General features: G+C 67.3%; 26 protein-coding genes. 17 read left to right on the forward strand and 9 right to left on the reverse strand.

Translation table 11 applies throughout. The annotated features are described in order from the left end of the window. Positions 1 to 30 precede the first annotated feature (30 nt). Entirely contained in the window at positions 31 to 891 is an 861-nt protein-coding gene (locus ACWPOC_RS01405) for an SRPBCC family protein (RefSeq protein ID WP_120283792.1), read from the forward strand. Positions 892 to 962: 71 nt separating this feature from the next. Here the strand turns inward: ACWPOC_RS01405 and ACWPOC_RS01410 are convergent, their stop codons facing one another. Further along, positions 963 to 1,886 (reverse strand): LysR family transcriptional regulator, encoded by a 924-nt coding sequence (locus tag ACWPOC_RS01410; protein WP_120280857.1) that lies wholly within the window; start codon positions 1,884 to 1,886, stop codon positions 963 to 965. A gap of 286 nt (positions 1,887 to 2,172) precedes the next feature. On the opposite strand from ACWPOC_RS01410, the gene ACWPOC_RS01415 reads away from it, so the two are divergent. From ACWPOC_RS01415 to ACWPOC_RS01450, 8 genes are all read left to right on the forward strand, one after another. After that, positions 2,173 to 4,248 (forward strand): ATP-binding protein, encoded by a 2,076-nt coding sequence (locus tag ACWPOC_RS01415; protein ID WP_120280858.1) that lies wholly within the window; start codon positions 2,173 to 2,175, stop codon positions 4,246 to 4,248. 42 nt (positions 4,249 to 4,290) lie between these two features. After that, on the forward strand, positions 4,291 to 5,184 hold the full coding sequence (locus ACWPOC_RS01420) for an amidohydrolase family protein (RefSeq protein ID WP_120280859.1): 894 nt from the start codon (positions 4,291 to 4,293) through the stop codon (positions 5,182 to 5,184). A 207-nt stretch (positions 5,185 to 5,391) separates the two neighbouring features. Next, complete coding sequence (locus tag ACWPOC_RS01425; protein ID WP_120280860.1) at positions 5,392 to 5,892, forward strand: cysteine dioxygenase; 501 nt, start codon at positions 5,392 to 5,394, stop codon at positions 5,890 to 5,892. Positions 5,893 to 5,975: 83 nt separating this feature from the next. Next, positions 5,976 to 6,887, forward strand: a complete 912-nt coding sequence (locus ACWPOC_RS01430) for an ABC transporter substrate-binding protein (protein ID WP_120280861.1) — start codon at positions 5,976 to 5,978, stop codon at positions 6,885 to 6,887. Between the two features lie 16 nt (positions 6,888 to 6,903). Then, positions 6,904 to 8,013, forward strand: a complete 1,110-nt coding sequence (locus tag ACWPOC_RS01435) for an ABC transporter ATP-binding protein (RefSeq protein ID WP_120280862.1) — start codon at positions 6,904 to 6,906, stop codon at positions 8,011 to 8,013. Then, the gene (locus ACWPOC_RS01440; protein ID WP_060652536.1) at positions 8,010 to 8,654 is read left to right on the forward strand and encodes an ABC transporter permease; all 645 of its coding nucleotides are present in this window, start codon (positions 8,010 to 8,012) and stop codon (positions 8,652 to 8,654) included. Before ACWPOC_RS01435 ends, ACWPOC_RS01440 begins: the two co-directional genes overlap by 4 nt. Next, positions 8,651 to 9,325 (forward strand): ABC transporter permease, encoded by a 675-nt coding sequence (locus tag ACWPOC_RS01445; protein WP_183070615.1) that lies wholly within the window; start codon positions 8,651 to 8,653, stop codon positions 9,323 to 9,325. The genes ACWPOC_RS01440 and ACWPOC_RS01445 overlap by 4 nt, the downstream gene beginning before the upstream one ends. 105 nt (positions 9,326 to 9,430) lie before the next feature. Further along, a complete protein-coding gene (locus ACWPOC_RS01450; protein ID WP_120280864.1) occupies positions 9,431 to 9,904 on the forward strand; it encodes a hypothetical protein in 474 nt (157 codons plus the stop codon). A 301-nt stretch (positions 9,905 to 10,205) separates the two neighbouring features. Here ACWPOC_RS01450 and ACWPOC_RS01455 read toward each other — a convergent pair whose 3' ends face one another. Together ACWPOC_RS01455 and ACWPOC_RS01460 are read right to left on the reverse strand one after the other, a co-directional pair. Then, on the reverse strand, positions 10,206 to 11,078 hold the full coding sequence (locus tag ACWPOC_RS01455; RefSeq protein ID WP_455407886.1) for an alpha/beta fold hydrolase: 873 nt from the start codon (positions 11,076 to 11,078) through the stop codon (positions 10,206 to 10,208). Positions 11,079 to 11,285: 207 nt separating this feature from the next. Then, on the reverse strand, positions 11,286 to 12,560 hold the full coding sequence (locus tag ACWPOC_RS01460; protein ID WP_455407887.1) for a glutaminase: 1,275 nt from the start codon (positions 12,558 to 12,560) through the stop codon (positions 11,286 to 11,288). Between the two features lie 87 nt (positions 12,561 to 12,647). On the opposite strand from ACWPOC_RS01460, the gene ACWPOC_RS01465 reads away from it, so the two are divergent. Beyond that, on the forward strand, positions 12,648 to 13,331 hold the full coding sequence (locus ACWPOC_RS01465) for a phosphodiesterase (RefSeq protein ID WP_159417174.1): 684 nt from the start codon (positions 12,648 to 12,650) through the stop codon (positions 13,329 to 13,331). Here ACWPOC_RS01465 and ACWPOC_RS01470 read toward each other — a convergent pair. Together ACWPOC_RS01470 and ACWPOC_RS01475 are read right to left on the reverse strand one after the other, a co-directional pair. After that, entirely contained in the window at positions 13,324 to 13,818 is a 495-nt protein-coding gene (locus ACWPOC_RS01470) for a hemerythrin domain-containing protein (protein WP_159417173.1), read from the reverse strand. The two genes, ACWPOC_RS01465 and ACWPOC_RS01470, sit on opposite strands and share 8 nt — an antisense overlap. A 70-nt stretch (positions 13,819 to 13,888) precedes the next feature. Continuing rightward, positions 13,889 to 14,755: a LysR family transcriptional regulator gene (locus tag ACWPOC_RS01475; RefSeq protein WP_455407888.1), complete on the reverse strand. Its 867-nt coding sequence runs from the start codon at positions 14,753 to 14,755 to the stop codon at positions 13,889 to 13,891. 76 nt (positions 14,756 to 14,831) lie between these two features. Between ACWPOC_RS01475 and ACWPOC_RS01480 the strand changes: the two genes are divergently transcribed. Beyond that, positions 14,832 to 15,821: a bile acid:sodium symporter family protein gene (locus ACWPOC_RS01480; RefSeq protein ID WP_159417172.1), complete on the forward strand. Its 990-nt coding sequence runs from the start codon at positions 14,832 to 14,834 to the stop codon at positions 15,819 to 15,821. A 134-nt stretch (positions 15,822 to 15,955) separates the two neighbouring features. Beyond that, positions 15,956 to 17,173: an alpha/beta hydrolase gene (locus ACWPOC_RS01485; RefSeq protein ID WP_268654878.1), complete on the forward strand. Its 1,218-nt coding sequence runs from the start codon at positions 15,956 to 15,958 to the stop codon at positions 17,171 to 17,173. A gap of 3 nt (positions 17,174 to 17,176) precedes the next feature. Here the strand turns inward: ACWPOC_RS01485 and ACWPOC_RS01490 are convergent, their stop codons facing one another. Both ACWPOC_RS01490 and ACWPOC_RS01495 read right to left on the reverse strand, forming a co-directional pair. Continuing rightward, positions 17,177 to 18,373: a 4-hydroxybenzoate 3-monooxygenase gene (locus ACWPOC_RS01490; protein ID WP_455407889.1), complete on the reverse strand. Its 1,197-nt coding sequence runs from the start codon at positions 18,371 to 18,373 to the stop codon at positions 17,177 to 17,179. Between the two features lie 103 nt (positions 18,374 to 18,476). Continuing rightward, complete coding sequence (locus ACWPOC_RS01495) at positions 18,477 to 19,235, reverse strand: IclR family transcriptional regulator (RefSeq protein ID WP_159417170.1); 759 nt, start codon at positions 19,233 to 19,235, stop codon at positions 18,477 to 18,479. Between the two features lie 81 nt (positions 19,236 to 19,316). On the opposite strand from ACWPOC_RS01495, the gene ACWPOC_RS01500 reads away from it, so the two are divergent. From ACWPOC_RS01500 to ACWPOC_RS01515, 4 genes are all read left to right on the forward strand, one after another. Then, entirely contained in the window at positions 19,317 to 19,676 is a 360-nt protein-coding gene (locus tag ACWPOC_RS01500) for an ArsR/SmtB family transcription factor (RefSeq protein ID WP_159417169.1), read from the forward strand. Then, a complete protein-coding gene (gene arsB, locus ACWPOC_RS01505) occupies positions 19,673 to 20,752 on the forward strand; it encodes an ACR3 family arsenite efflux transporter (protein ID WP_327204010.1) in 1,080 nt (359 codons plus the stop codon). The genes ACWPOC_RS01500 and arsB overlap by 4 nt, the downstream gene beginning before the upstream one ends. After that, a complete protein-coding gene (locus ACWPOC_RS01510) occupies positions 20,749 to 21,156 on the forward strand; it encodes an arsenate reductase ArsC (RefSeq protein ID WP_120280870.1) in 408 nt (135 codons plus the stop codon). The genes arsB and ACWPOC_RS01510 overlap by 4 nt, the downstream gene beginning before the upstream one ends. Before the next feature lie 204 nt (positions 21,157 to 21,360). Further along, the gene (locus ACWPOC_RS01515) at positions 21,361 to 22,311 is read left to right on the forward strand and encodes a DUF808 domain-containing protein (RefSeq protein WP_183070775.1); all 951 of its coding nucleotides are present in this window, start codon (positions 21,361 to 21,363) and stop codon (positions 22,309 to 22,311) included. Positions 22,312 to 22,333: 22 nt separating this feature from the next. On the opposite strand, the gene ACWPOC_RS01520 is transcribed toward ACWPOC_RS01515, so the two are convergent. Together ACWPOC_RS01520 and ACWPOC_RS01525 are read right to left on the reverse strand one after the other, a co-directional pair. Then, entirely contained in the window at positions 22,334 to 22,936 is a 603-nt protein-coding gene (locus ACWPOC_RS01520; protein ID WP_455407890.1) for a phosphoribosylanthranilate isomerase, read from the reverse strand. Between the two features lie 48 nt (positions 22,937 to 22,984). Further along, positions 22,985 to 23,344, reverse strand: coding sequence for an Rv2640c family ArsR-like transcriptional regulator (locus ACWPOC_RS01525; RefSeq protein WP_120280873.1), 360 nt, complete (start codon positions 23,342 to 23,344; stop codon positions 22,985 to 22,987). A 93-nt stretch (positions 23,345 to 23,437) separates the two neighbouring features. Between ACWPOC_RS01525 and ACWPOC_RS01530 the strand changes: the two genes are divergently transcribed. Further along, positions 23,438 to 23,935, forward strand: coding sequence for an ArsI/CadI family heavy metal resistance metalloenzyme (locus tag ACWPOC_RS01530; protein WP_159417165.1), 498 nt, complete (start codon positions 23,438 to 23,440; stop codon positions 23,933 to 23,935). Positions 23,936 to 23,960 lie beyond the last annotated feature (25 nt).

A 23,960-nucleotide genomic window follows, 5' to 3' on the forward strand; every position in this document is an offset into this window, starting at 1 on the left:
ATCCCGGACCACTTGTTCGGAAAGGACCTCATGCAACTCGAACACACACTGTCCGTTCCCGCCCCGGTCGACGAGGTGTGGACCGCCCTGCTGAATCCGGAGAAGGTTGCGCCGTGCATGCCGGGCGCGACGCTCACCGGGGTCGACGGCGACACGTTCACCGGGACCGTCAAGGTGAAGCTCGGACCGGTGGCGCTCACGTTCAAGGGCACCGGCGTGTACGTCGAGAAGGACGAGAGCGCCCGCCGGGCGGTCATCGAAGCCAATGCGAAGGACACCCGGGGCAACGGCACGGTGGCCGCGACCATCACCGTCACCCTCACCGGCGACGGCGACCGCACCGACGGCATCGTGAACACCGACATGAAGATCACCGGCAAGCCCGCCCAGTTCGGACGAGGGATGATCTCGGATGTCGGTGGGAAGATCCTCGAACAGTTCGCGGACTGCCTGTCGAAGAAGCTCGGACCCGAAGCGGCGGCCTCCTCCACGTCCTCCTCCTCCGCGGCGACCGCTGAGGCAGCCGAGTCGCAGCCCAACGAATCCGTGCCGGCGAGCCCGCCGCTCACCGCCGCAGGTTCGGGCGACGAGCCTGCCGGTGGAGCATTCGTCGGGCCCGGCGCCGGGGACGACGACTCCGCGCAGGCGCGGCCGAACGAGTCGGTGCCGCCCAGCCCGGTGAGCGCCTCACCGGCACCGACAATGACCTCGACGCCTCCCACGCCGTCGACGACTCCCTCCCCGGCCGCGCCCCCGCAGCCCGAGGCCGAACCGCTCGACCTCATGCAGTACGCGAAGGGATCGGTCGCGACGCGGGTCGCGCCGGTGGGAGTGATCGCGATTCTCGTCGTGGTCATCGCGGTGATCCTCCAGCGTCGATCGGGACGCTGACCCACGCCGGATCCACTCGAACGCTGCGGATCGGACCCGTCGAACGGGCCGGTTCGCAGCGTTCGTCGCTGTCAGCCCGCCTGTGCTGCGACGCGGCGACGCCCGACCGGATCGAGCTGCGCGCGGAGCCAGGCGTGCGCGGGATCCGCATCGCGCTCGGCGTGCCACACCGCGAATTCGCGCAGGGGCGGCAGCTGGAAGGTCGGTTCCAGGATGCGCAGGGACGCCGCCTCGGCGACGTGCCGGGCCATGCGCTCGGGCAGGAAGGTGATCATGCGGGTGTTCTCCAGGGCATACGGGAGAACCGCGAGGTTGCCGCTGGTTGCGCCGATCCGGGCCACCACTCCTGCACGCAGCAGCGCGCGGCCGAGGTTGGTGTCGTCGGAATACTGCGCGTAGGACAGCAGCGGGTAGCGGCCGAGCACTTCGCGTGTGAGCTTGGTGCCGGTGTACGGGTGGCCGGACCAGACCGCCCCGACGAATCTGTCGGTCAGCACGACCTGCCTCCGGCAGGTCTCGAACTCCGGGGATTCGAGGACGTATCCCGGCAGCACCGCGAGGTCGATCTCGAACCGGCGGAAGGCATCGAGACCGGCACCGTTGAACGGCAGCAGATCGAAACGGATATTGGCCGGGGTGCTCCCCCGCACCAGCATGCGCAGAAGGGTGATCTCCGCGTAGTCGCCGGTCATGATCGTGAAGGTGCGCGAATCCGTCGCGGGGTCGAAACCGGGTGCGGCCAGCACCGAACGCTCGAGGGTCCGCAGCACCTCGCGGAGCGGTTCGACGATCGCCTGCGCCCGCGCGGTGGGACGCAGTGTGCGGCCGCTCTTCACCAGAAGCGGATCGTCGAATTGCTTGCGCAACCGGGCGAGAGCCGTACTCGTGGCCGGCTGCGACATGTTCAGTCGCCGCGCCGCCCGCGTGACATTGCGTTCGGAGAGCAGGACATCGAGGACGACGAGCAGGTTGAGATCGACCCGTCGCAGATCCATGCGCCCCCCTGACATCGAAACCCGGCGGAACGGAAAATTCCGGCGGCATCGTAGCGCACGACCGTGATGTATACGCAAGGCCGAATACCAGCTATCGGACTTGGACGGCGATCTTGTGAGCGCAACGAAGTACTACCTACTCTGACCCACGTCCTGACGGCAGCGAACCGTGATTCGCCCTGGCCCGAATTTCGAAGGCGAAATTCTTTACTTGCCGAAGTCCAGTTTCGGCCGGCCGCCGACTCAGGCAGGTAGAGAGGTTCGGGGGCGAAACGTTGTGAGTCTCATGAAGAAATTCCGGCAGCACACGCCGGACAACTGGCGTCTGTGGCGCAGGATGACCGCGGTCGTCGCCGTCCCCCTCGTCGCCGCGACCCTGTACGGCTCGCTCCGCGTCTACGACCTCTACCAGGAGAACGACACCTACAGCGCCGCCGCCGAGAACGTCTCCATCCTGCCGACCCTCGCCGACTACGCCACCAGTGTCACCGGCGCCGCCGCAGCGACGATCCTGTCACTGCCCGTCGACAACGGTGCCCAGGTCGCCCGCGAATCCGCCGCGACGCTGCGCGACCACATCGACGCCAAGGATCTCGATCCGCAGATCGCGGCGATGATCAACCGCATGCTCGCCGAGGGCGAGAGCCTGCTCGACAGCGCGTCGTCGGGAACCCTGGCGCCGACCGTGGCCAGCGAGCGCGCCGAAGGATTCGTCAGCCGCGCCCAGGCTGCCTACCGCGCCATCACCACCACCACGGACGACCCCACCGTCCAGCGCGAGAGCGCGACACTTCTCGACCTGTGGGACACCCAGTGGTCCCTGCTCGACCAGGTCCTCGCATACTCCGCGCTGAGCGCCGGAACCGACGGTGCCCTGCTGATGTGGAACAACGCCCTCGGTGTCGAGTCCGCGCGACTGGCCGTCCTCCGCGACACCTTCGTCGAGAACGAGGCCGCCGACGCCTCCCGGGTCGACGGTCTGATGACCCAGCTCGAGAACCGCCGCAGCATCACGGCCAACCTCGACAACGAAGCGGGCAACGTCGCCGCCCTGCGCGGGTCGATCTTCGAGAGCCTCATGATCTACCAGGAGGAGGTCGCCGGTTCCGCGACCCGAGCCGTGACCGCCCTCGACGACCTCGCGGCCGAAGCACGCACCGAAGCCCTCAAGAACGCCATCGGTGTCGCGATCATCCTCCTGCTCGCCCTCACCCTGGCGATCGTGATCGCGATGTCGCTCGTCCGGCCGTTGCGCCGACTGCGCGACGACACCCTGCGCACCGCCGAACAGGATCTGCCCGCCGCACTCGCTGCGATCAAGGACGGCGCCGAGATCGAATCCGTCACACTGGATCCGATCCGCGTCCACACCCGCGAGGAGATCGGCGAGGTGGCGCGCGCCGTCGACAGCATGAACGAAGGTGCCCTACGCCTGGCCGGCGAACAGGCCCAGCTACGCCGCCAGGTCAACGAGATGCTCGAAACGCTCGCCCGCCGCAACAAGACGCTCGTGGAACAGCAACTGGCGCTGATCGATTCGCTCGAACACGAAGAGCGCGACCCGACGCGTCTGCAGAACCTGTTCGCGCTCGACCACCTCGCCGCCCGCATGCGGCGCACGGGCGACTCGCTGCTCGTCCTCGCCGGTACCCGCCAGCGCCTCGGTCGCGTCCCCGACACACCGCTCGTCGACGTCCTGCGCGCATCCGTCTCGCAGGTCGAGAACTACCAGCGCGTGAACATCGGAAATGCGCCGGACGGCAATCTGGTCGGCAGCGCCGTCACCGACGTCGTCCACATGATCGCCGAGCTCCTCGACAACGCGCTGCGCGCCTCACCGCCCGAGAGCACCGTGGCGTTCGCGTTCTCCCGCGCCGTCGACGGCGGCCTCCTCCTCGAGATCGCCGACCGCGGAATCGGTATTCCCGCAGACGAACTCGCCGACATCAACATACGGCTGGGTTCGGACGGCGAAGCCGGATCCGGTGCCGCACGGCGAATGGGTCTGTTCGTGGTCGCGCGCCTCGCCGATCGTCACGGCATCACGGTGCGTCTGCGTCCGACCTTCGACTCGTCCACCAACGCCGGCATCACCGCGAGCATCTACCTGCCGACCAGCCTGCTCAAGGGAACCGGCAGGAACCATGACGATCCGTACCGGATCGATCGGCCGCGCCGCCTGCCCGATCCCCCTTCGGAGTACGGCGAGCAGTTCCACGCCGACCCGGCATCCGGATCGCAGCCGGCGGTCGGAAGCCGTCACTCGGCACCCACCCCCGCTCTCGCGACGCCCGGGACGAGTCCGGGCATCCGACGCGGACAGCTGCACGAACGATGGGTCCCCCGCGGCGCGGGACAGTAGGCGACGCAGGCAGTGGGCAGGGCGGTCTGTCATCCTGACGGCATGACCGCTCCCCGCGTCGATGTCCACCAGCACGTCTGGCCGGCACCGCTCGTCGCGGCATTGCGGGCACGCACCCGTGCGCCGCGGCTCGTCGGATGGACGTTGTACCTCGACGGTGAGCCCCCGTACGAGGTGCGACCCGAGGATCATTCGATCGCCCGGCGGGCCGAGCTCGCGGCGCAGGACGGCATCGACCTGGCGCTGGTGTCGTTGTCGAGCCCGCTGGGGATCGAAACGCTTCCCGCGGCCGACGCCGCCGGCCTGCTCGACGCCTACCACGAGGGAGTGCTCGCGCTGCCGCACCCGTTCGGGGCATGGGCGGCGGCGTCGATCGACGATCCCGATCCCGCGGCGCTGCGCGCGGTGCTCGGGGCGGGCTGCGTCGGCCTCCAACTTCCCGCCACCGAGTTGGCGGATGCCGACGGCTACGCGCGGTGCGCCCCACTCCTCGACGAACTCGACCGCGTCGGCGCTCCCCTCTTCGTGCATCCTGGGCCCGCCGCGGCCGACCCGTCGGCTCCGCCGTGGTGGCCGGCGATGGTGTCGTACGTGGCGCAGATGCATACCGCGTGGTTCGCCTGGCACGAGTACGGGGCCCCTCGCCTCCCCGGACTGCGCGTGGGGTTCGCGATGCTCGCCGGGCTCGCTCCGCTGCACGCCGACCGGATGGCCGCGCGCGGCGGACCGGCGACGATCCCGTCGGCCGGAGTGTTCGTCGACACCTCGTCGTACGGTCCCGAGATCGTCGAGGCCGTGGCGGCCGGGCTCGGCCGCGACCGCGTCGTACTCGGGTCGGACCGTCCGTACGCTGCACCGTTGCTGTTCGGCGACGAGCGCGACGAGCCCGTACGGCGACGCAATCCGGCCCGGTGGTTCCGAACGTCACACGAGTGAAAACCTTGACAGCGCCGCATCCGGCCGCTGAAGTGATCGGCATGCATCTTCCGGCGACCCTGCGGCATCGCAGGCTACATGTGGACTACGTCCGCATCGCCGGTGGTTTCTGTGGTTGTCGCGCCTGTCGTTGATCCCGGCCCGACCCCACTTCTTCTGCCCGGACGACCCTTCGGTCCCGTCCGGCTCCCGTTTCGAGGAACCACGATGCCTGCTGCTCTTCTGTCCACCTCCGTGCGCGTCGATCTCGCCGAGATCGTCCGTGACATCGCCGCGGACGCCTCCCGCTGGCGGCCGCTCGTCCGTTTCGACGAGACCGAACGCTGGTACACCCGGCTCGCCGTTGCCGACGACTACGAAGTGTGGTTGCTGAGCTGGCTTCCCGGGCAGCGCACCGGGATTCACGATCACGGTGGGAGCGCCGGTGCGTTCGCCGTGGCACAGGGACGGGTCCGGGAGGACACCGTCGACCAGCCGTGGTCGGAAGACCTTCCCGGGCAACGCGTGACACTCTCCCGCACCCGTCTGTCGACGGGTGCCACGCGTCGATTCGACGGTCGGCACGTGCACGAGGTCGTCAACGACGGTCCCGTCCCGGCGGTGACCGTGCACGCCTATGCCCCCGCACTGGACTCGATGAGCCGATACCGTCTCGAGAGCGGCATCCTCACCCTCGCGACCTCGGAGCGTGCCGGCGACGACTGGTGATCCACTCGTGACAAATCCGGCACAGTGGGTATCCGCCGGGATAGAGTCGAAAACCGACCGTGCCGCATCCGAGGGAGCAACCCGTGAAACGCTTCGCACGCACCACCGCACTTCTCGCCGTGTCCGCATTCGCCCTGGCCGCCTGTTCCGGCGGTGGAGACGAGGATCCCCTCGCCGGGGATACAGCGGACGGAGGCGCGATCGTCGTCGGTTCGGCGAACTTCCCGGAGAACGTCCTGCTCGCGGAAATCTACTCGCAGGCACTCGAGAGCGCAGGCTCCGAGGTCACCCGCCAGTTCAACATCGGCAGCCGCGAGATCTACTACGACCAGGTCGCCTCGGGTGCCATCACACTCGTCCCGGAGTACAACGGCGCACTGCTCGCCCGGGTCGATCCCGACAGCACCGCCTCGACGACCGAGGACGTCAATGAGGCCCTGTCCGAAGCCCTTCCGGACGGACTCGAGATCCTGGCCTCCGCACCCGGCGAGAACAAGGACGCCCTCGTCGTCACCGAGGAGACCGCGCAGCGCTACAACCTGGTGAGCATCGCCGATCTCGCGCCGGTCGCCGGCGAACTCGCCCTCGGCGGACCGCCGGAATTCGAGACGCGTCAGCAGGGTGTCGTGGGTCTGCGCGAGGTGTACGGGGTCGAGTTCCGCGAATTCGTTCCCACCGACACCGGTGGTCCCATCACCATCCGCGCGCTCTCGGACGGCACCGTGCAGGCCGCGAACATCTTCACCACCGATCCGTCTCTGAGCACCGAACCGTTTGTGGCGCTGGAGGATCCGGAATCGGTCTTCGGAGCCCAGAACGTCACCCCGCTGGTACATCGCGCCGATCTCGACGACGACGACGTCGCGAAGATCGACGCCGTGTCCGACAAGCTCACCACCGACACCCTCGTCGTTCTGGTCGGCCAGGTGGTCACCGACGGCCGCGACATCGACGTCGTCGCCGAGGAGTGGCTGCAGCAGAACGATCTGAACTGACGGAAGTCGGTGCCGCGTGATCACATTCGACAACGTCGAGAAGCGTTATCCCGACGGGACCGTCGCCGTCGACGGACTTTCGCTGGAAGTCCCGACGGGCACCCTGACGGTGTTCGTCGGGCCGTCGGGATGCGGGAAGACCACCTCGTTGCGCATGATCAACCGGATGATCGAGCCCTCGGGCGGGCGTGTGCTCGTCGGGGGCCGCGACGTCCGGGACGAGGATCCCCGGATCCTGCGCCGCGGCATCGGATACGTCATCCAGCACGCCGGGCTGTTCCCCCATCGCACGGTGGTCGACAACGTCGCCACCGTTCCCCGGTTGCTCGGCGCGAGTCGTAAGGAGGCCCGCGCGACCGCGATGGACGTGCTCACCCGGGTCGGCCTCGGAAAAGAACTGGCGCAACGCTATCCGGCTCAGCTGTCCGGCGGGCAGCAACAGCGTGTCGGTGTGGCCCGCGCGCTGGCGGCCGATCCTCCGATCCTGTTGATGGACGAGCCGTTCTCCGCGGTCGATCCCGTGGTCCGCAAGGATCTGCAGGACGAACTCCTGCGCCTGCAATCGGTGCTGGCCAAGACGATCGTGCTCGTCACCCACGACATCGACGAGGCGATCAAGCTCGGCGACCGCGTGGCCGTCCTGCGGCCGGGCGGGGTGCTCGCCCAGTACGCGACCCCGGAGGAGCTTCTCACCTCCCCCGCCGACGATTTCGTCGCCGGATTCCTCGGCGTCGACCGCGGTGTGCGGCTCATGTCGTTCTTCTCGTCCGCCGACCTGCCGCTGCGTACCGATCCGATCGTCACCCGCGATGCCTCCGAACTCGCCGTCGGCGACGGCTGGCTTCTCGTCGTCGACGACGACGGGCGCCCGACGGGGTGGCGCGACGGCAGTGCCGATGCGGAATTTCTACCGGCCGGAAAGCCGTTCGTTCCCGGGCGGGATCCGCTGCGCGTCGTGCTCGACGCGGCCGTGCTCTCACCGTCGGGCCATGCCGTGGCGGTGGACGACGACGGACGTGCGCTCGGGGTGATCAGTGGCGAAGAGGTGGCGGCGGCGGTCCGCGCGGCGCACAACCACAGGGAGGCCGGCACCCCGTCTCCGCTCGAGATGCGGAAGTCGCGGTGAGCCTGCGGATTCCCGGTTATCTCGGGACGTTCTGGGAACTGCTCGGCGATCATCTCGTCATGGCCCTCGGCGCGTCGCTGCTCGGCCTCGTCCTCGCTCTGCCGCTGGGCCTCGCGTGCGTGCGGTGGCCGCGGGTGTACGCCCCGGTGCTCGCGGTCTGCAGCGTCCTGTATTCGATTCCGTCGCTTGCCTTCTTCGTCCTGCTCATCGCGTTCACCGGGATCAGCCGGACCACCGTGATCCTTCCGCTGGCCGTCTACGCGCTGGCGGGCCTCGTCCCGAACGTCGTCGACGGATTGCGCGCCGTGCCCGACAGTGTCCGCCAGTCGGCGGTGGCGATGGGATTCTCGACGCCTCGCCGGTTGCTCACCGTCGACCTGCCGCTGGCGATCCCCGCGGTCATCGCGGGGCTGCGGGTCGCGACGGTCGCGAACATCAGCATGGTGAGCGTCGGAGCGCTCATAGGCATGGGCGCCTTCGGGGCACTGTTCACCGCCTCGGTGCAGCTCGACCGACTCGATCTGGCGATCATCGGCATCATCGCGACCGTCGTGATGGCACTGGTCGTCGACGCGGTGCTCGTGCTCGTCCAGCGTCTCACCACGCCGTGGATGCGCCGCACCTCGAAGGTGCGCCGATGACGACGCTGCTGAACTATCTGGCCGAGTACTTCGGCGACTCCGCGAACTGGTCGGGCGCGTCCGGGATCCCGACGCGACTGGGCCAGCACTTCGGTTACACCCTGCTCGCGTTCGTGATCTCCGTGCTCCTCGCGTTGCCACTCGGTCTGTGGACGGGTCACACGGGCCGCGGTGGTGTGCTCGTGTCGCTCACGGCGAACGCCGCACGCGCTCTCCCGACCTACGGCCTGCTCGTGTTGCTTGTCGTGCTGTACGGGATCGGACTTGTTCCGGTGATGGTGCCGCTGGTGGCACTCGCGATTCCACCCATCCTGTTGAACTCCTACGAAGGGATCCGCGGGGTCGACCCGGCGCTGACCGACGCCGCCCGCGGGATGGGGATGACCTCGTCCCAGATCCTGCTGCGAGCCCAGCTCCCGGTGGCTCTGCCGCTGATCCTCGTCGGCCTGCGCACCGCCGCCGTGCAGATCGTCGCGACCGCCACGATCGCCGCGGCGGTGAGCTTCGGCGGGGTGGGAAGGCCCATCGTCGACGGTCTCGCGCGCAGCGACTACGCCCTGGTCGTAGGCGGTGCCGCCCTCGCCGGGATCTGCTCGCTGGTGATCCTCGCGATCTTCGCGGTCCTCGGCCGAGTGCTCGTCTCACCCGGCGTCCGGGCCTCGCGCGACTAGCTCGTACGACCCCTCGGGACGCCTCCTTCGGAGCCGCAAAACGTGTCGGTGGCCCGGAGCACACTGGAGGTAGAGACGAAGTCCTATCGAGGAGGCGCAGGTGCGATGTATGCGCAACGCGAAACCTACTTCGGCTGGACGTCTCGGCGTGTACCCCTGTACGCCGCCGCGCAGCCCACGGCATCCCCGGCCACACCGGCCGCATCCGGTCCGAGCATCCGTCCCGAGGACGAGAGCGTTCCCTCGGGCGTGACGCTCGACCGCATCCTGCCCGAGTCCGTGCTGCACGGCCGTCTGGTCGCGTATCACGACGCGGACGAGGACAGGGACTACGTGGCCGTGGCGGTCGGCGCGGTGGCGGGCGAGAACGATGTACCGGTCCGGGTGGCCGAGGAGGAGACACTCGTCGTGTCCGCGGCCCGTAGCGTGATCAACGGGATCCTCGTCGGCACGGAGGACGACGACCTCGACGAACTGGAGGTCGCCCGTCAGCTCCGCTTCGGCGGACCGGTCCGCGACCTGCTGGAATACATCGGCGCACGGTCGGTCGTGGTCGACTGGAGTCCCGCTGTGGCGTGATCCGACAGCGCCGTGGCGTGATGTGATCGAGTCCCCGTGATCGCGGATGTGTGACGCGCCGACACACACATCTGCAACGACTCGGCGTTCAGGTGGTACGGTCGTAGGTGTCCCCGTGACCAAACCGTAATAATCTGGGGATTATCACAGCCCTGAGGTGGGTACCCGAGCGCTCGGGTTCCACTGGGAGGGTGACCGGAAGTGGCGATGCCGGACTGATAGCTACGCCCGTCGGGGGCAGCCCGGCATCGCCACTTTCGACCCGGTTTTCCGGATCCCAGGTACTCAGTTCTCTGTTGTCTCAGTTCTCTGTTACCGATGCAGCAGCGGCCATCGACGCCAGGGCTGCCGGCGTCTCGACCGCGAGGAGATGACCCGCCTCGGGAAGCGCCACGAAATGCGCGCCCATGTCGTCTGCCAGCTTGTTCAGCGCGTCGACCTGCACGAGGGGATCCTTGATTCCCACGACGACCTCGACCGGACGCCCGCGCCAGCGGCGCAGCACGGCCCGATCGATGCGGGGCATGTTCGTCAGCGACGTGCAGTACGCGCCGACACGGCAGGACCATCGCAGGGTCTGTTCGTCGGGCCGGTAGTCGCCTCCGGCGAGTGCCCGGAGGTACCGCTCGGTGTTCTCGAGGTTGGGCTCGTTGCGCCACTGCAGGCCGGGGATGAGAGCGCGGTTCCAGCGCACGCGCGGGACGAGCCCCAGCGGCGCGGCGATCACCAGCTTCTCGATCCGGTCGGGATCCTCCACCGCAGCAGCTACCGATGCCGACCAGCCGAGACCGATCACGGGAACCCGCTCGACGCCGAGTGCATCGAGCACCTCGACCAGCCAGTGACCGTAGACGGTGTGGATCCGGCTGTCGGGCCGGCTGCCCGCGCTCGCACCGGGAAGGCCCGGGACGTCCACGAGCACCACCCGGTGGTGCTCGCCGAACTGCTCGGCGAGCAGACGCAGCCCCGCCGCCGGGAGGTCGCCACCCGCGAGCACCACGATCGGCGGTGCGGTGGCAGGACCCGTGGTGAGCACGTAGGTGTCGCCCAGCGAAGTGCGGGCGACGTGCTCCTCGACGGGACGCTTCCAGTAGGTCAGCAGTCCTGCGCACGCCTGATGGATCACACTGCCGTCTCCGGGGCAGCGATAGGGCGAACGTGTGAGCAACGCCATCATCCTCCTACCCGGACGGTTCCGGGGACGACGAGGGATTCACGGAACGGCATGAATGGATCTTCTTTCGTGGGGTACGAGCGTCTTTCGCCGCCGGCCTCAGGCACACCGCACGACACCGTAGCCCAGTGCTCGGCGTGAACGCCACCCGTGGTGCCGGAAAGTTTCACAGCCGTCCCTCACGTCACTTTCGTGCCGAATGCCCTTTCACCTCTGCGCCTCCAGGTCTTCCCACGAGGCGTGGACCTGCGGCCGGAAGCCGTAGCCGGTGTCGGGATCGGGCAGATGCCCTTCGGGGTCGATCACGACGACCTCCACACCGTCCCGATGGAGCCGACCGATCATCTCCAGCAACATCCTTCGGCCCACAGGCAGGACCGTGCGGACGAGGGAAAGGTCGAAGACCAGGCGTTTCGTCTTCACCGGATCGTCGACCACGGCCGTCACGAGACCCTCGGCACTGGTGAACTGGAGGTCGCCCTGCAACTCCAGAAGAGTGAGAGACTCGTCACCCTCACCGATGACATGTCTTCTGCGCAACACCGAGTGCGCGACCATCGGCGCGTCCATCAGATGCAGGCTCATGTCACGGGAGAGACGACCGAAGGCCGCGACGCCCTGGACGCTGGTGCCGTGCTCGTCGAGGCGCGGTGAGTACGCCGCAATACCCAACTGTCCCGGTAGGATTCCTATGATTCCTCCGGACACGCCGCTCTTGGCGGGGATGCCGACGGTGGAGAGCCAGTCCCCCGCCGCGTCGTACATCCCACAGGTCGCCATCACCGACAACACCTGACGCACCACGTCGCGCGAGAAGATCTCCTCGCACGTCACGGGTTGCACGCCACCGGCCGCGAGTGTCGCGGCCATCATCGCGAGGTCCTTGGTCGTGACCGTCACCGAGCACTGCCGGATGTACCCCTCGACGATCTCGTCGGGATCGTCCTCGAAAACCTCGTATCCCCGAAGGAGGTTGGCGATGGCGACATTGCGATAGGAGTTCTCGAGTTCCGAGGCCGCGACCTTCTCGTCGATCGCCAGGTCGCGACCGGCCAGGGACGACAGCAGGGAGCGGATGTCCTCCACCGAGTCCGCGACCGGCCTGTCGTCGAGCACCAGGGCGTGTGCGGCGAGCGCACCCGCGTTGATCATCGGGTTCAGCGGACGGCCCGTGTTGCGTTCGAGGGAGACCTCGTTGAACGCCTCCCCGGAGGGTTCGACGTCGATCACGTCGAGTACGGCGTCGAAGCCTCTCTGTTGCAGTGCGAGACCGTAGACGAAGGGCTTCGAGATCGACTGGATCGTGAACTCGGTGTCGTCGTCGCCCACGGAGTACATCGCGCCCTCGGCGGTCACGAGGGTGAGTGCGAACCGGTCCGGGTCGGCCCTCGCCAGTTCGGGGATGTAGTCGGCGAGTGTGCCCGAACTGTCGGCACATCCTCGGAGGACTTCGGTCAGGTAGTCCGGCAACGGTGAACGCATGCATTCCATCGTGACCGAATCGGACGCTGCCGGGGTAGGGAGTGACGAACGCGATTGAACCGACAGACCGACGGGTATGCCATCCCCATGACTGCTCTGTCGTCGGCGCTGTCCGTGCCGTTCCGAGTGGGATCCGCGCTGCGCGGAGCACGCGTGTTCCATCCCCGCGGCGAGACCTTCGAAGGGATGGCCGAACTCGAGTCGTCCTGGTGGCCGCAGCAGATCCCCCGCCCCACCCCGGTGATCGCCCGGGTGTCGCGAGGCATCGGCACGCCGGACGGGATGCCGGACGTGCTCGGTCTCGCGGTGCGCTTCGCCTCGAAGACCGGCCCGTGGGATGTCCTGCTCGCATCCGCCTACCTGCCGGGCCGGGTGACGTTGGTGCCGGCCCGCTCGTGGTCGACTGCCCGCTACAGCACACTCATGGCCTATCGGACCGACAGCGATCCCACGCCGCGGTGGATCACTGCCGTTCCGCGCGGGCAGCATCCGTCCTCGACGACCTCGGTGCAGGCGCTCGAGGTGCCGCTCGAATTCTCCCTCCTGGTGGGTTCCGCCCGCGGCCCTCTCGAAGCCGCGGGACGCCTGACGCTGAGTCGCCGCCTGCCCGAGAAGGATTCGGAACAGCCGTCCTTCGATCCGACCGTCCACTGCCCCGGATTCGTCGATCCGTGGCCGGGCTGGCTCGTCGAGACACGGCGCGACGCCTACCGGGCGAGCCGGGCCGGACGAGGCGCCTCCCTCGCCCGGCCGCAGCACACCGTCAGCTGATCACCGCGTCGATCGTCTTCTTCAGCGCGGACGGCTGTGCCGGTGACCGCGGGGCGTCCTTCTTCATCTCGAGCATACGAGCACCGATGTCCTGCAATTGCTTACGGCCGAGCGCCTCGCGCACCTTGGGGAACCACTCGTCCTCCTCCTCGTCGATGTGATGCTCGACGTTCTCGATCAGGACCGTCGTCTTCGCGTCGAAACGCTCTGCGTCGGGCTTCATCCCGGCCAGTTCGACGACGAGCACATCGGCGACGTGGTGTTCCTCGTACGACTCGAGGATGTCGTCCTCGAGATCGGGAAGCAGGGAGCGTATCTCGGGGTACATGCACTCGTTCTCGAGGTAGGTGTGCACGGTGAGGGCTTCGATGATCCTGTCGACGATCTTGCCCTTCTCCTTCTCCCCCTCGGCCTTCCGGAAGTCGCGGAAGAGTTTCTTGATCTCCTTGTGGTCTTCCTTCAGCAACACGATCGCGTCTGTGGACACGGTTCCTCCTGCGGCGTGAGAAATGCCGCCCCCAGCGGGCGTGACACAGGAATACCCATCCGCGACACCGTCACACGCGCACGCGATCCGCATTCGCGAGGATGGCCGCCCGCAGTGCCGCCTCCGGACCGCTGAGTACGGAACGGCGCGCCATGAGCACGAACTCGATCTCACCCGCATCGGGAAGCAATCGTCGGGGATCGCGCACCGGGACGAGACCGGGTGGTGGAAGCCGCTCGGCGTGCAGCACCACGCCCAGTCCGGCGAGCGCCGCGGCGCGCAGGCCGTTGAGACTGTCGGTCGTGCACGCGACGCGCACACCGCGCCCGCTGCGCTGGAGGACCTCGAGCGCGATGTCGCGGGTCAGGGCCGGCGATGGATAGGACACCAGCGGTGTCGGCTCGTCCGGGTCGAGGACGTAATCGGGGGCGGAGAGGAAGACGAGGCGCTCGCGGAAGATCATCTCGCCGTGGCGGCTGCCCGGTCGGCGCTTGCCGAAGACCAGATCGAGTTCGTTGTCGTCGAGCCGGCGCTGCAGATCCTCGCTCAGATCCACGGTGAGTTCGAGATCGATGCGGGGATGACTGCGCCGGAACTCGGCGAGGATCGACGGCAGCTCGTAGAGCACCAGGTCCTCGGAGACCCCGAAACGCAGCCGGCCGCTGAGCGGTGACTCCGAGAAGTGCCTGCGGGCGGCATCGTGGCGATCGAGGATCTCGCGGGCGAAGGCGACCATATCGGCGCCGTCCGCCGTGAGCTCGACGTTGTGCGTGTCGCGTACGAACAGGCGCCGCCCGATCTCCTTCTCGAGTCGCGCGACGTGCTGACTGACCGTCGACTGCCGCAGGCCGAGCCGCTGGGCGGCCGCGGTGAAGCCGCGCTCCCGCTCGACGGCGAGGAAGCTCCGTAGGTGTACCGGATCGAACACAACCTCCATTTCATCATGAATCACGATTACAGAAAACGTGGTGACCGTCTTCTGTAATGGCCTCAGGCTGCCGTACGGTCGATTCGTGCTCTCCAAGATCCCCGTGCTCGGACGACTCGACCCGTTCCTGCTCGCCATCCTCGCCACCGTCGCCGTCGCTGCTCTGCTGCCCGCCGACGGGGTCGTACTCGACGGCGTGAACTGGGCCGCCAAGATCGCCATCGGGTTGCTGTTCTTCCTGTACGGCGCGCGCCTGTCCACGCAGGAGGCCATCGAGGGTCTCAAGCACTGGCGTCTGCACCTGACGATCCTCGCCACGACCTTCGTCGTCTTCCCACTGCTCGGCCTGGCCGCGAAGGTGCTCGTGCCGTCGATCCTGAGCGACCCGCTCTATCTCGGCGTCCTGTACCTGTGCCTGCTGCCGTCCACGGTGCAGTCCGCCATCGCGCTCGTCTCTGTGGCGCGCGGCAACATCCCCGGTTCGATCGTCTCGGCCAGCGCCTCGAGTCTCATCGGAATCTTCGCGACGCCGCTGCTGGTCGCGCTGACGATGTCCACCCAGGGCGTCACCTTCAGCGGGTCGGCCGTGCTCGACATCGTGCTGATGTTGCTCGTGCCGTTCGTCGTAGGTCAGCTCCTGCGGCGCTGGATCGGTGGCTGGGTGAAGGCCCACGGCAAGCCGCTCAAGCTCGTCGACCGCGGATCGATCATGCTCGTCGTGTACGTGGCGTTCAGCCGCGGCATGAACGAGGGCATCTGGTCGATGATGTCGGTCGGTCGCCTGCTCGCCCTCGTCGGTGTGTGCGCGGTGCTGCTCGCGATCGTGCTCGCACTCACCTGGTACTCGTCGCGCGGACTCGGTTTCGAATACCAGGACCGTGTCGCGATCCTCTTCTGCGGCTCCACGAAGTCCCTGGCCACCGGCCTTCCCATGGCGATCGTGCTCTTCCCCGGCCAGCCCATCGGCCTGATCGTGCTGCCGCTCATGCTGTTCCACCAGATGCAGCTCCTGGTGTGCGCGGCCCTCGCCGGACGCCTGGCGAAGAAGGCACCGGACGGGCTCGTAGCCGTATAGGAGAGCGAAGCGGAAGCTCCTGTTCGACGAGATCGAGGGTGAAATCCGCTGATTCCGGTAGCGGTGACGTCGTCGTGCCGTCACCGTGCAGGGAGAACCCCGATTCGCGAACCTCGGCTCGAAGGAGCACCGGCATGGGTCTGCTCTTCCACGATCATCTGCACGACGAGTTCGGAACCTGGCCATTGGCCTACATCCCCTACGGCGGTGCCGACTTCGGCGAGATCGCCGCAGTGGCCCGGCAGGTGGGGGACGGTGACGACGCGGACTTCTACGGGGCATGGGTCGAGGCCGGGGACCGTCTCGTCGCCGAAGCGGAGACCTGTGCGGCCGCCGGGCACGACGACTCGGCCCGCGAGTTGTTCCTGCGGGCGAGCGCCTACTACGCGACCGCCTATCACCCGCTGTACGGATCCCCGGTCGACCCGCGTCTGATCGCTGCCTTCGACAAGCAGGTCGCGGCCTTCGATGCCGGGCTGGCGATCGGGGACACACCCGTGAAGGCTGCCAGGATTCCGTTCGAGGACACCACGCTTCCGGGCTACCTGATCCCCGCACCCGGTCACGAGAGCAACGTGCGGCCGCTCATCGTCTTCACCAACGGATACGACGCCACGATCACCGACATGTTCTTCGCGTCGGCGGTGGCGGCACTGCGACGCGGCTACCACTGTCTCCTGTTCGACGGACCGGGTCAGGGCGAGATGCTCTACAAGCAGAACATGCCGATGCGCCCGGACTGGGAAGTGGTCGTGCGCGCGGTGATCGATCATGCGACGGCCTCCCCCATCGTGGACCCCGAACGCATCGTCCTGAGCGGATGGAGTCTCGGGGGGTATCTCGCGCCGCGCGCAGCGTCCGGTGAGCATCGCCTGGCAGCGGTGGTCGCCGATCCCGGTCAGTGGAGCGTCGCGGCCGGCACCCGGGCCCTCGGGGCAGCATTCGGCCTGTCCCCCGAGGTCCTGGACGATCCGCTCTCGATGCACACGCAGGACGCCGACGCGATCATGGCTGCGGTGCAGGCGGATCCGTCGCTGCGCTGGAAACTCGTCTCGCGCGGATTCTGGGTCAACGGAGTCTCGGACATCCGGGAACTGTTCGCGACACTGAACGAGTACACGCTCGACGAGGTCGGGGAACGCATCTCGTGCCCGGTCGTGGTGACGGCGGCCGAGAGCGATGCCCTCGCACGCGGTGCGGGAACATTCGGAGATCGGCTCGGCGACACGGTGACTCTCATCCCGTTCACCGACGCCGAGGGTGCGGGTGGGCATTGCGAGATGGGCAACCGCACCCTCCTCAACAGGCGGGTTCTCGATCGGCTCGACGAACTCCTGGCCCGCACGCCCTGACGATCAGCGGTCGGGCCAGCCCGTGTACGCCTCCGCGAGATACTGCTGCCCGTACCGGGAACCGACGATCCCGGCGAGTTCACCCAGCGCCCGCTTGTTCTCGAACGACGTTGCGTCCTCACGGGTGTGGAGCATCGAGGTCATCCAGTACGAGAAGTTCTGCGCCTTCCACACGCGCTGCAGCGCCGTGTCGCTGTAGGCGTCGAGCAGGTCGGACGAGCCGGTGGAGAAGAACGCGTCGAGCGCGCGGAAGAGCACCCGGACGTCGGCCAGGGCGAGGTTGAGTCCCTTGGCACCGGTCGGCGGAACGGTGTGGCCGGCATCGCCTGCCAGGAAGAGGTTTCCGTGCCGCATCGGTTCGCACACGTACGAACGGAAGGGCAGGACCATCTGCTCGAAGATCCGGCCGCGCTTCAGTTCGAAATCGTCGGGGCCGTCGACACGCCGCTGCAGTTCGTCCCAGATCCGGTCCTCGCTCCACGCCGACGCGTCCTCGGACGGGTCGCACTGGAAGTACATCCGCTGCACCGACTCGTTGCGCTGGCTGATGAGGGCGAATCCGTGATCCGAACGCGCATAGATCAACTCGGGTGCGCTCGGCGGAGCCTCGGTGAGGATCCCGAACCATGCGAAGGGGTACTCGATGAAGTGGTCGGTACGGACGTCCCCCGGAATCGCCTTGCGGCAGATGCTCTGTGATCCGTCGGCTCCGACGAGGAATCGGCACCGGATCTCGACCGGCGTGCCGTCGGATTCGGTGAACCGGATCTTGGGTGTGTCGGTGGTGATGTCGAGAACCTCTGTGTCGCAGACGCTGTAGCGCACATCGCCACCGTCGCGTTCGCGTGAGGCGGCCAGGTCGACGAAAACCTCGTTCTGCGGATACAACCACACCGACTCACCTACGAGGTCCCGGAAATCGATGCGGTGGCTCTCGCCTCCGAAGCGCAGATCGATGCCGTCGTGGCGGTGCCCTTCGTTCAGGACACGGGTGTCGACTCCGCTCTCGGTGAGCAGCGAGACCGAGCCGTGCTCGAGGATGCCCGCACGGTGGGTGGTCCGGATGGTCTCGTGATCACGCTTCTCGACGACGATATTGTCGATCCCCGCCTTCGCGAGGAGGTGGGAGAGCATGAGACCTGCCGGGCCGCCGCCGACGATGCCGACCTCGGTGGTGACGACCGTACGGGTTGCGTTCATGTGTTCGTCCTTCGCTGCGCGTATCCGATTCGCGTCCCGTCGAGTGTCGTGCGCCTCACCCCCCGAACACGCCGACTTCTCGTTCAATGAGAAAACGATCGGGTCAGTCCGGGGGACGCTCGCCGACTCCGCGCGCGATTCCGCGGGCAGCGGCCATGAGGACGGGCACGACGGCCTGCTGCCGGGACGCACCGGTGGGCACCACCACGCCGAGCGCCGCCATGGCATGACCCGACCGTGCGAGGACGGGCACCGCGATGCCCGTGGTGCCCTCGTCGAGCACACCGTCGAAGCGCGCATAACCCCGGCGGCGGACCTCCGCGAGCGCGCGACGGAAATCCCTCGTCGTGGCAGCGAACCGCTTCTCCACCTCGGGATGTCGTCGCCGATAGGTTTCCTGCACCTCCGCAGGTGAGAACGCGAGCATCGACATGCCCAGCGACGTGTCGTGGACGGGGAGCCGACGCGCGACCGAGGCCTGGTTGACCACCGAATCGGACGCCGACAGCCGTTCGAGGACGAGGACCTCGTCGTCCTGCAGGACCGCGAGCTGGGTGTGCTGGTGCACCACCGACTGCACGTCCTGCAGGAAGGGCAGCGCCGCCTCCCGCAGATCCCGCGCGGGTGCACTGCGCGCGACGAGTTCCCACAGGCGCAGACCGAGCCGTACCCGGCCGTCGTCGTCCCGGGTGAGCAAACCGTGTTGCACCAGCTCGCCGACGAGCCGGTAGGTCGTGGCCTGCGGGATGCCGGACCTGCGGGCGAGACTCCCGACCGTCAGGCGGGGTTGGGTGTCGTCGAACGACTCGAGGATGCGGACGACGCGGTCGAGCATCGAGTCACCGGACGGCGAGTTGGCCATGCCGCCATTGTTCCGTGTCCGATCCGGGCAGCTTCACCATCCGGATCCGTCCGTAGATTCGACATCTGTCAATATAGACGTGTGTCGAATCAAGATCTCGCGGGTGACGACGCCTGCTGCTCTCCGCTCGTGCGCCAACCCCTGACGGGCGATCGCGCCGTCGACCTCGCCCGGATGTTCAAGGCCCTCGGCGATCCGGTGCGTCTGCGGTTGCTGTCGCTCGTCGCGAGCCATGCCGGCGGTGAGGCGTGCGTGTGCGACATCTCGGGATCGTTCGATCTGTCCCAACCGACGATCTCGCACCACCTCAGAGTTCTGCGCGAGGCAGGCCTGCTCGAGTGCGAGCGTCGCGGAACGTGGGTGTACTACTGGGTGGTTCCGGCTGCATTACGGCAACTCTCCGAGGTGCTCGGGATCGAGTCGACCGAGGTACCTGCATGAGTGAGCGCACCGCGGTGGACACTCCCGTGATGGGCAGGATGTCGACACTCGACCGCTTCCTGCCCGTGTGGATCGGCACCGCCATCGTCGTGGGCCTGCTGCTCGGCCGCATGATTCCCGGACTCGGGGAAGCCCTGGGTTTCATCGAGATCGACGGAATCTCGCTGCCGATCGCCCTCGGTCTGCTGATCATGATGTACCCGGTGCTGGCGAAGGTGCGCTACGACCGTCTCGACACGGTCACCGGCGACCGCACCCTGTTGATCTCGTCGCTGATCCTCAACTGGATCGTCGGTCCCGCACTGATGTTCGCGCTCGCGTGGCTGATGCTGCCGGATCTGCCCGAATACCGCACCGGTCTGATCATCGTCGGCCTCGCGCGCTGCATCGCGATGGTGATCATCTGGAACGACCTGGCGTGCGGCGACCGGGAAGCCGCAGCCGTGCTGGTCGCGATCAACTCGGTCTTCCAGGTGATCATGTTCGCCGCTCTCGGCTGGTTCTACCTGTCGGTGCTGCCCGGATGGCTCGGCCTCGAGCAGACCGGTCTCGACGTCTCCCCATGGGAGATCGCGAAATCCGTGCTGATCTTCCTCGGAATTCCGCTCGTCGCCGGTTTCCTCACTCGTCGATTCGGCGAGAAGGCCAAGGGCCGCAGCTGGTACGAGCAGACCTTCCTGCCGCGCATCGGACCGTGGGCGCTGTACGGACTGCTGTTCACCATCGTGATCCTGTTCGCGCTGCAAGGCGAACAGATCACCTCGCGACCACTCGACGTCGTACGCATCGCGCTGCCCCTGCTGGCGTACTTCGCGATCATGTGGGGGAGCGGGTATCTGTTCGGCGCTGCAGTAGGACTCGGCTACGAACGCACCACCACACTCGCCTTCACCGCCGCGGGCAACAATTTCGAACTCGCCATCGCCGTCGCGATCGGCACGTTCGGCGTCGCGTCCGGGCAGGCCCTGGCTGGAGTCGTCGGACCACTCATCGAAGTGCCCGTCCTCGTCGCACTCGTGTATGTGGCTCTGGCTCTGCGTACACGTTTCGCCGCACGCGCCGGAGGTGCGTCGTGACCACGGTCCCGTCGGTGTTGTTCGTGTGCGTGCACAATGCCGGTCGGTCCCAGATGGCCGCCGGGTTCCTGAGTCATCTCGCGGGGGACCGCATCACAGTCCGTTCCGCCGGGTCCGCACCCGCCCCCGAGGTGAACCCTGCTGCGGTCGCAGCGATGGCCGAGGTCGGCATCGACATCTCCGGCGAGAACCCGAAGATCCTCACCGCCGACGCCGTGCAGGCCTCCGACGTCGTGATCACGATGGGCTGCGGCGACACCTGCCCGGTGTTCCCCGGTACGTCCTACCGGGACTGGGTGCTCGACGACCCGGCCGGACGAGGAATCGACGCCGTGCGTCCGATCCGTGACGAGATACGGACGAAGGTCGAGGCGCTGATCGCCGAACTGACGTCGCCGGCATGATCGAGTTCGGCAACCGCATCCATCGGGTACCCACAGATCTGTCACGCCGGGCGTCCGCGTAGGGCGCCCGGTGTGGACGAAGTCGTCCCCGACATGCTCCGGACACCGCGTTGCACGTCATCGCAGGTCCGGTAGCGTTCTGAGACGACTCGTAATCGCGTGTCGGTCGATCGGCTCGGTGCAGCCGAACTGTGGGAGGTACCCGTGGCTGGTGGTCTCGTCGCCCTTCTGGACGACGTCGCGGTACTTGCGAAGGCAGCCGCGGCATCCATAGACGACATCGGCGCCGCAGCCGGCAGGGCGAGCGTCAAGGCAGCGGGCGTGGTCGTCGACGACACGGCCGTCACCCCTCGCTACGTGCACGGGTTCACCCCCGATCGCGAACTGCCGATCATCCGCAAGATCGCGATCGGGTCGATCCGCAACAAGCTCCTGATCATCCTGCCGGTCGCGATGATCCTGAGTCAGTTCCTCCCGCAGGCCCTGCCGTATCTGCTCATCGCCGGTGGTCTGTTCCTCTGCTACGAGGGCGCCGAGAAGGTCTACGAAGCGCTCACCGGCGGCCACCACGAAGAAGAGGCCACCGCGGCGGAGAAGGGGCCCGAGTTCGAGAAGGCCATGATCGGCGGCGCGATCCGCACCGACCTGATCCTGTCGGCCGAGATCATGGTGATCTCGCTGGCCACGGTCGAGGACGAACCCTTCCTGACCCGACTGCTCGTCCTCCTCGTCGTCGCCGTCCTCATCACCGTCCTGGTGTACGGCGTGGTCGCCCTGATCGTGAAGATGGACGATGTCGGCCTGGCGCTCGCGAAACGGAAATCGACCTTCGCTCAGCGCGTCGGTCGCGGTCTCGTGACGGCGATGCCGAAGCTGATGACCGTTCTCACCGTGGTCGGGATCGCCGCCATGCTGTGGGTCGGTGGGCACATCCTGCTCGTCAACGTCGGCGAGGCCGGATTCCATTGGCCTGCCGATCGTCTCCACGATCTCGAGCACTGGTTCGGCGAGCTCGTGCACGGCGGATTCGGCGGCGTGCTCTCGTGGACCGCGGGGACCGTGGCATCCGCTCTGGTGGGCCTGATCGTGGGCGCGATCGTCGTGCTGATCATGCACCTGATCCCGCGGCGGAAGAAGGCCGACGCCGCGCACTGACGCCGCCGGATCCCCGGACGGGTCACTCCGCGCTTCTCCGGACCGCCTGCGCGAACGCCCGCATGAGACCGGGATCCTTGACGCCGCGTTCGGCCTCGATGCCGCTGGAGACGTCGACACCCCACGCCCCGGACGCGGCAAGCGCCCTCTCGACATTGTCGGGGTTCAGCCCGCCCGCGAGGACCCACCGACCGGACGGCAGGGAACTGCGGTCCTGCCAGTCCCACGTCTTCCCGGCACCAGCGACGGCACCGTCGACGAGCAGCAGGTCGGCCCCGTAGTCCTCCGACAGCGCCTCGGCTCCTCCGGTGTTGACGGCACGGATCACCGTGAATCCAGCGTCGTGCAGCACGCGCACGTCGTCGGCCGACCGAAGGTCGTGCACCTGGACGTGATCGAGATTCGCGGCCCGCGCCGTCGCGATGATCTCGTCGAGGGGCATCTTCACGTAGACGCCGACGGCGAGTGTTTCCGCCGGCACGCGGGGGCGGAGCGTCGCGGCCCGGTCGGGGGAGATGCGACGAGGACTCTCGGCAAGGACGAAACCGACCGCGTCGACGCCCAGTTCGACGGCGAGATCGACCGTCGCCTCGTCCTGCAGCCCGCACATCTTGATGAACGTCATCACTACCTTCCTCGCCGTTTCTCCACCTCGAGGATATGTCTGCGACCGTCAGCGGCAGCAGTTCGGATCCAGGACGACCCTGAGCGCCTCGAGGGACTCGGAGCGGGCACGGTGATAGACGTTCATCCCGCGCCGCTCGGATTCGACCATGCCCGCCTTGCGCAGTTGTCCGAGGTGATGGCTCACCGTGGATTCCGCGAGATCGACACCGGCTGCAAGATCACATGTGCACACCGCACCTTCGTCTGCAGTGAGCAGGATCGACATGAGCTTGATGCGCACCGGGTCGGCCAGGGCCTTCAACCTCAACGCGACTTCGAGGGCGGCATCGTCACTCATCGGCGCAGCCGATACCGGCGCACAGCAGATCGGGGCGCGGACATCGATCACGGGTAGAGCTTTCGGCATGATTCGAGCCTAACCACCTTCTTGACATATGTCGAAATATAGGAGCATCCTGTGAGCGGTAATTCGATATATGTCACACGGGTGGAGGAAGTCATGTCACGCATCCAGTTCGCTCTCAACGTCGACGACCTGCCCGAAGCGGTCGCCTTCTACTCGACACTGTTCGGTACCGAACCGGCCAAGCTCGAACCGGGCTACGCCAACTTCGCGATCGCCGATCCACCGTTGAAGCTGGTGCTGTTCGAGAACCCGGGCAAGGGCGGCACGATCAACCATCTCGGGGTCGAGGTCGACTCGTCCGAGAAGGTGCACACCGAGATCGCCCGATTGACCGAAGCGGGCCTGTTCGCCGACGAGGAGATGGGCACGACCTGTTGCTACGCCACGCAGGACAAGGCGTGGGTGACGGGTCCGGCAGGGGAGAAGTGGGAGGTGTACACCGTCCTGGCCGATTCGGAGACCTTCGGGTCGAGCCCGCAGCATCTCGACGGCCCGCGAGAGACCGACGACGTGGCGTGCTGCACCGCGAACACGGCAGACGAGCGCCAGAACCAGCCTTCGACGACAGGAGCCGCACCTACCTGCTGCTGAACGTCTTTCGCCGAAGGTTCACGTC

This window comes from Rhodococcus sp. 5G237, from assembly GCF_053764735.1.

Excerpts from the sequence above, each read along its gene's own strand:
- ACWPOC_RS01405 (WP_120283792.1), top strand. The coding sequence starts at position 31 with ATGCAACTCGAACACACACTGTCCGTTCCCGCCCCGGTCGACGAGGTG.
- ACWPOC_RS01410 (WP_120280857.1), bottom strand. The coding sequence starts at position 1,886 with ATGGATCTGCGACGGGTCGATCTCAACCTGCTCGTCGTCCTCGATGTC.
- ACWPOC_RS01415 (WP_120280858.1), top strand. The coding sequence starts at position 2,173 with ATGAAGAAATTCCGGCAGCACACGCCGGACAACTGGCGTCTGTGGCGC.
- ACWPOC_RS01420 (WP_120280859.1), top strand. The coding sequence starts at position 4,291 with ATGACCGCTCCCCGCGTCGATGTCCACCAGCACGTCTGGCCGGCACCG.
- ACWPOC_RS01425 (WP_120280860.1), top strand. The coding sequence starts at position 5,392 with ATGCCTGCTGCTCTTCTGTCCACCTCCGTGCGCGTCGATCTCGCCGAG.
- ACWPOC_RS01445 (WP_183070615.1), top strand. The coding sequence starts at position 8,651 with ATGACGACGCTGCTGAACTATCTGGCCGAGTACTTCGGCGACTCCGCG.
- ACWPOC_RS01450 (WP_120280864.1), top strand. The coding sequence starts at position 9,431 with ATGTATGCGCAACGCGAAACCTACTTCGGCTGGACGTCTCGGCGTGTA.
- ACWPOC_RS01455 (WP_455407886.1), bottom strand. The coding sequence starts at position 11,078 with ATGGCGTTGCTCACACGTTCGCCCTATCGCTGCCCCGGAGACGGCAGT.
- ACWPOC_RS01460 (WP_455407887.1), bottom strand. The coding sequence starts at position 12,560 with ATGCGTTCACCGTTGCCGGACTACCTGACCGAAGTCCTCCGAGGATGT.
- ACWPOC_RS01465 (WP_159417174.1), top strand. The coding sequence starts at position 12,648 with ATGACTGCTCTGTCGTCGGCGCTGTCCGTGCCGTTCCGAGTGGGATCC.
- ACWPOC_RS01475 (WP_455407888.1), bottom strand. The coding sequence starts at position 14,755 with ATGGAGGTTGTGTTCGATCCGGTACACCTACGGAGCTTCCTCGCCGTC.
- ACWPOC_RS01485 (WP_268654878.1), top strand. The coding sequence starts at position 15,956 with ATGGGTCTGCTCTTCCACGATCATCTGCACGACGAGTTCGGAACCTGG.
- ACWPOC_RS01490 (WP_455407889.1), bottom strand. The coding sequence starts at position 18,373 with ATGAACGCAACCCGTACGGTCGTCACCACCGAGGTCGGCATCGTCGGC.
- ACWPOC_RS01495 (WP_159417170.1), bottom strand. The coding sequence starts at position 19,235 with ATGGCCAACTCGCCGTCCGGTGACTCGATGCTCGACCGCGTCGTCCGC.
- arsB (WP_327204010.1), top strand. The coding sequence starts at position 19,673 with ATGAGTGAGCGCACCGCGGTGGACACTCCCGTGATGGGCAGGATGTCG.
- ACWPOC_RS01520 (WP_455407890.1), bottom strand. The coding sequence starts at position 22,936 with ATGACGTTCATCAAGATGTGCGGGCTGCAGGACGAGGCGACGGTCGAT.
- ACWPOC_RS01525 (WP_120280873.1), bottom strand. The coding sequence starts at position 23,344 with ATGCCGAAAGCTCTACCCGTGATCGATGTCCGCGCCCCGATCTGCTGT.
- ACWPOC_RS01530 (WP_159417165.1), top strand. The coding sequence starts at position 23,438 with ATGTCACGCATCCAGTTCGCTCTCAACGTCGACGACCTGCCCGAAGCG.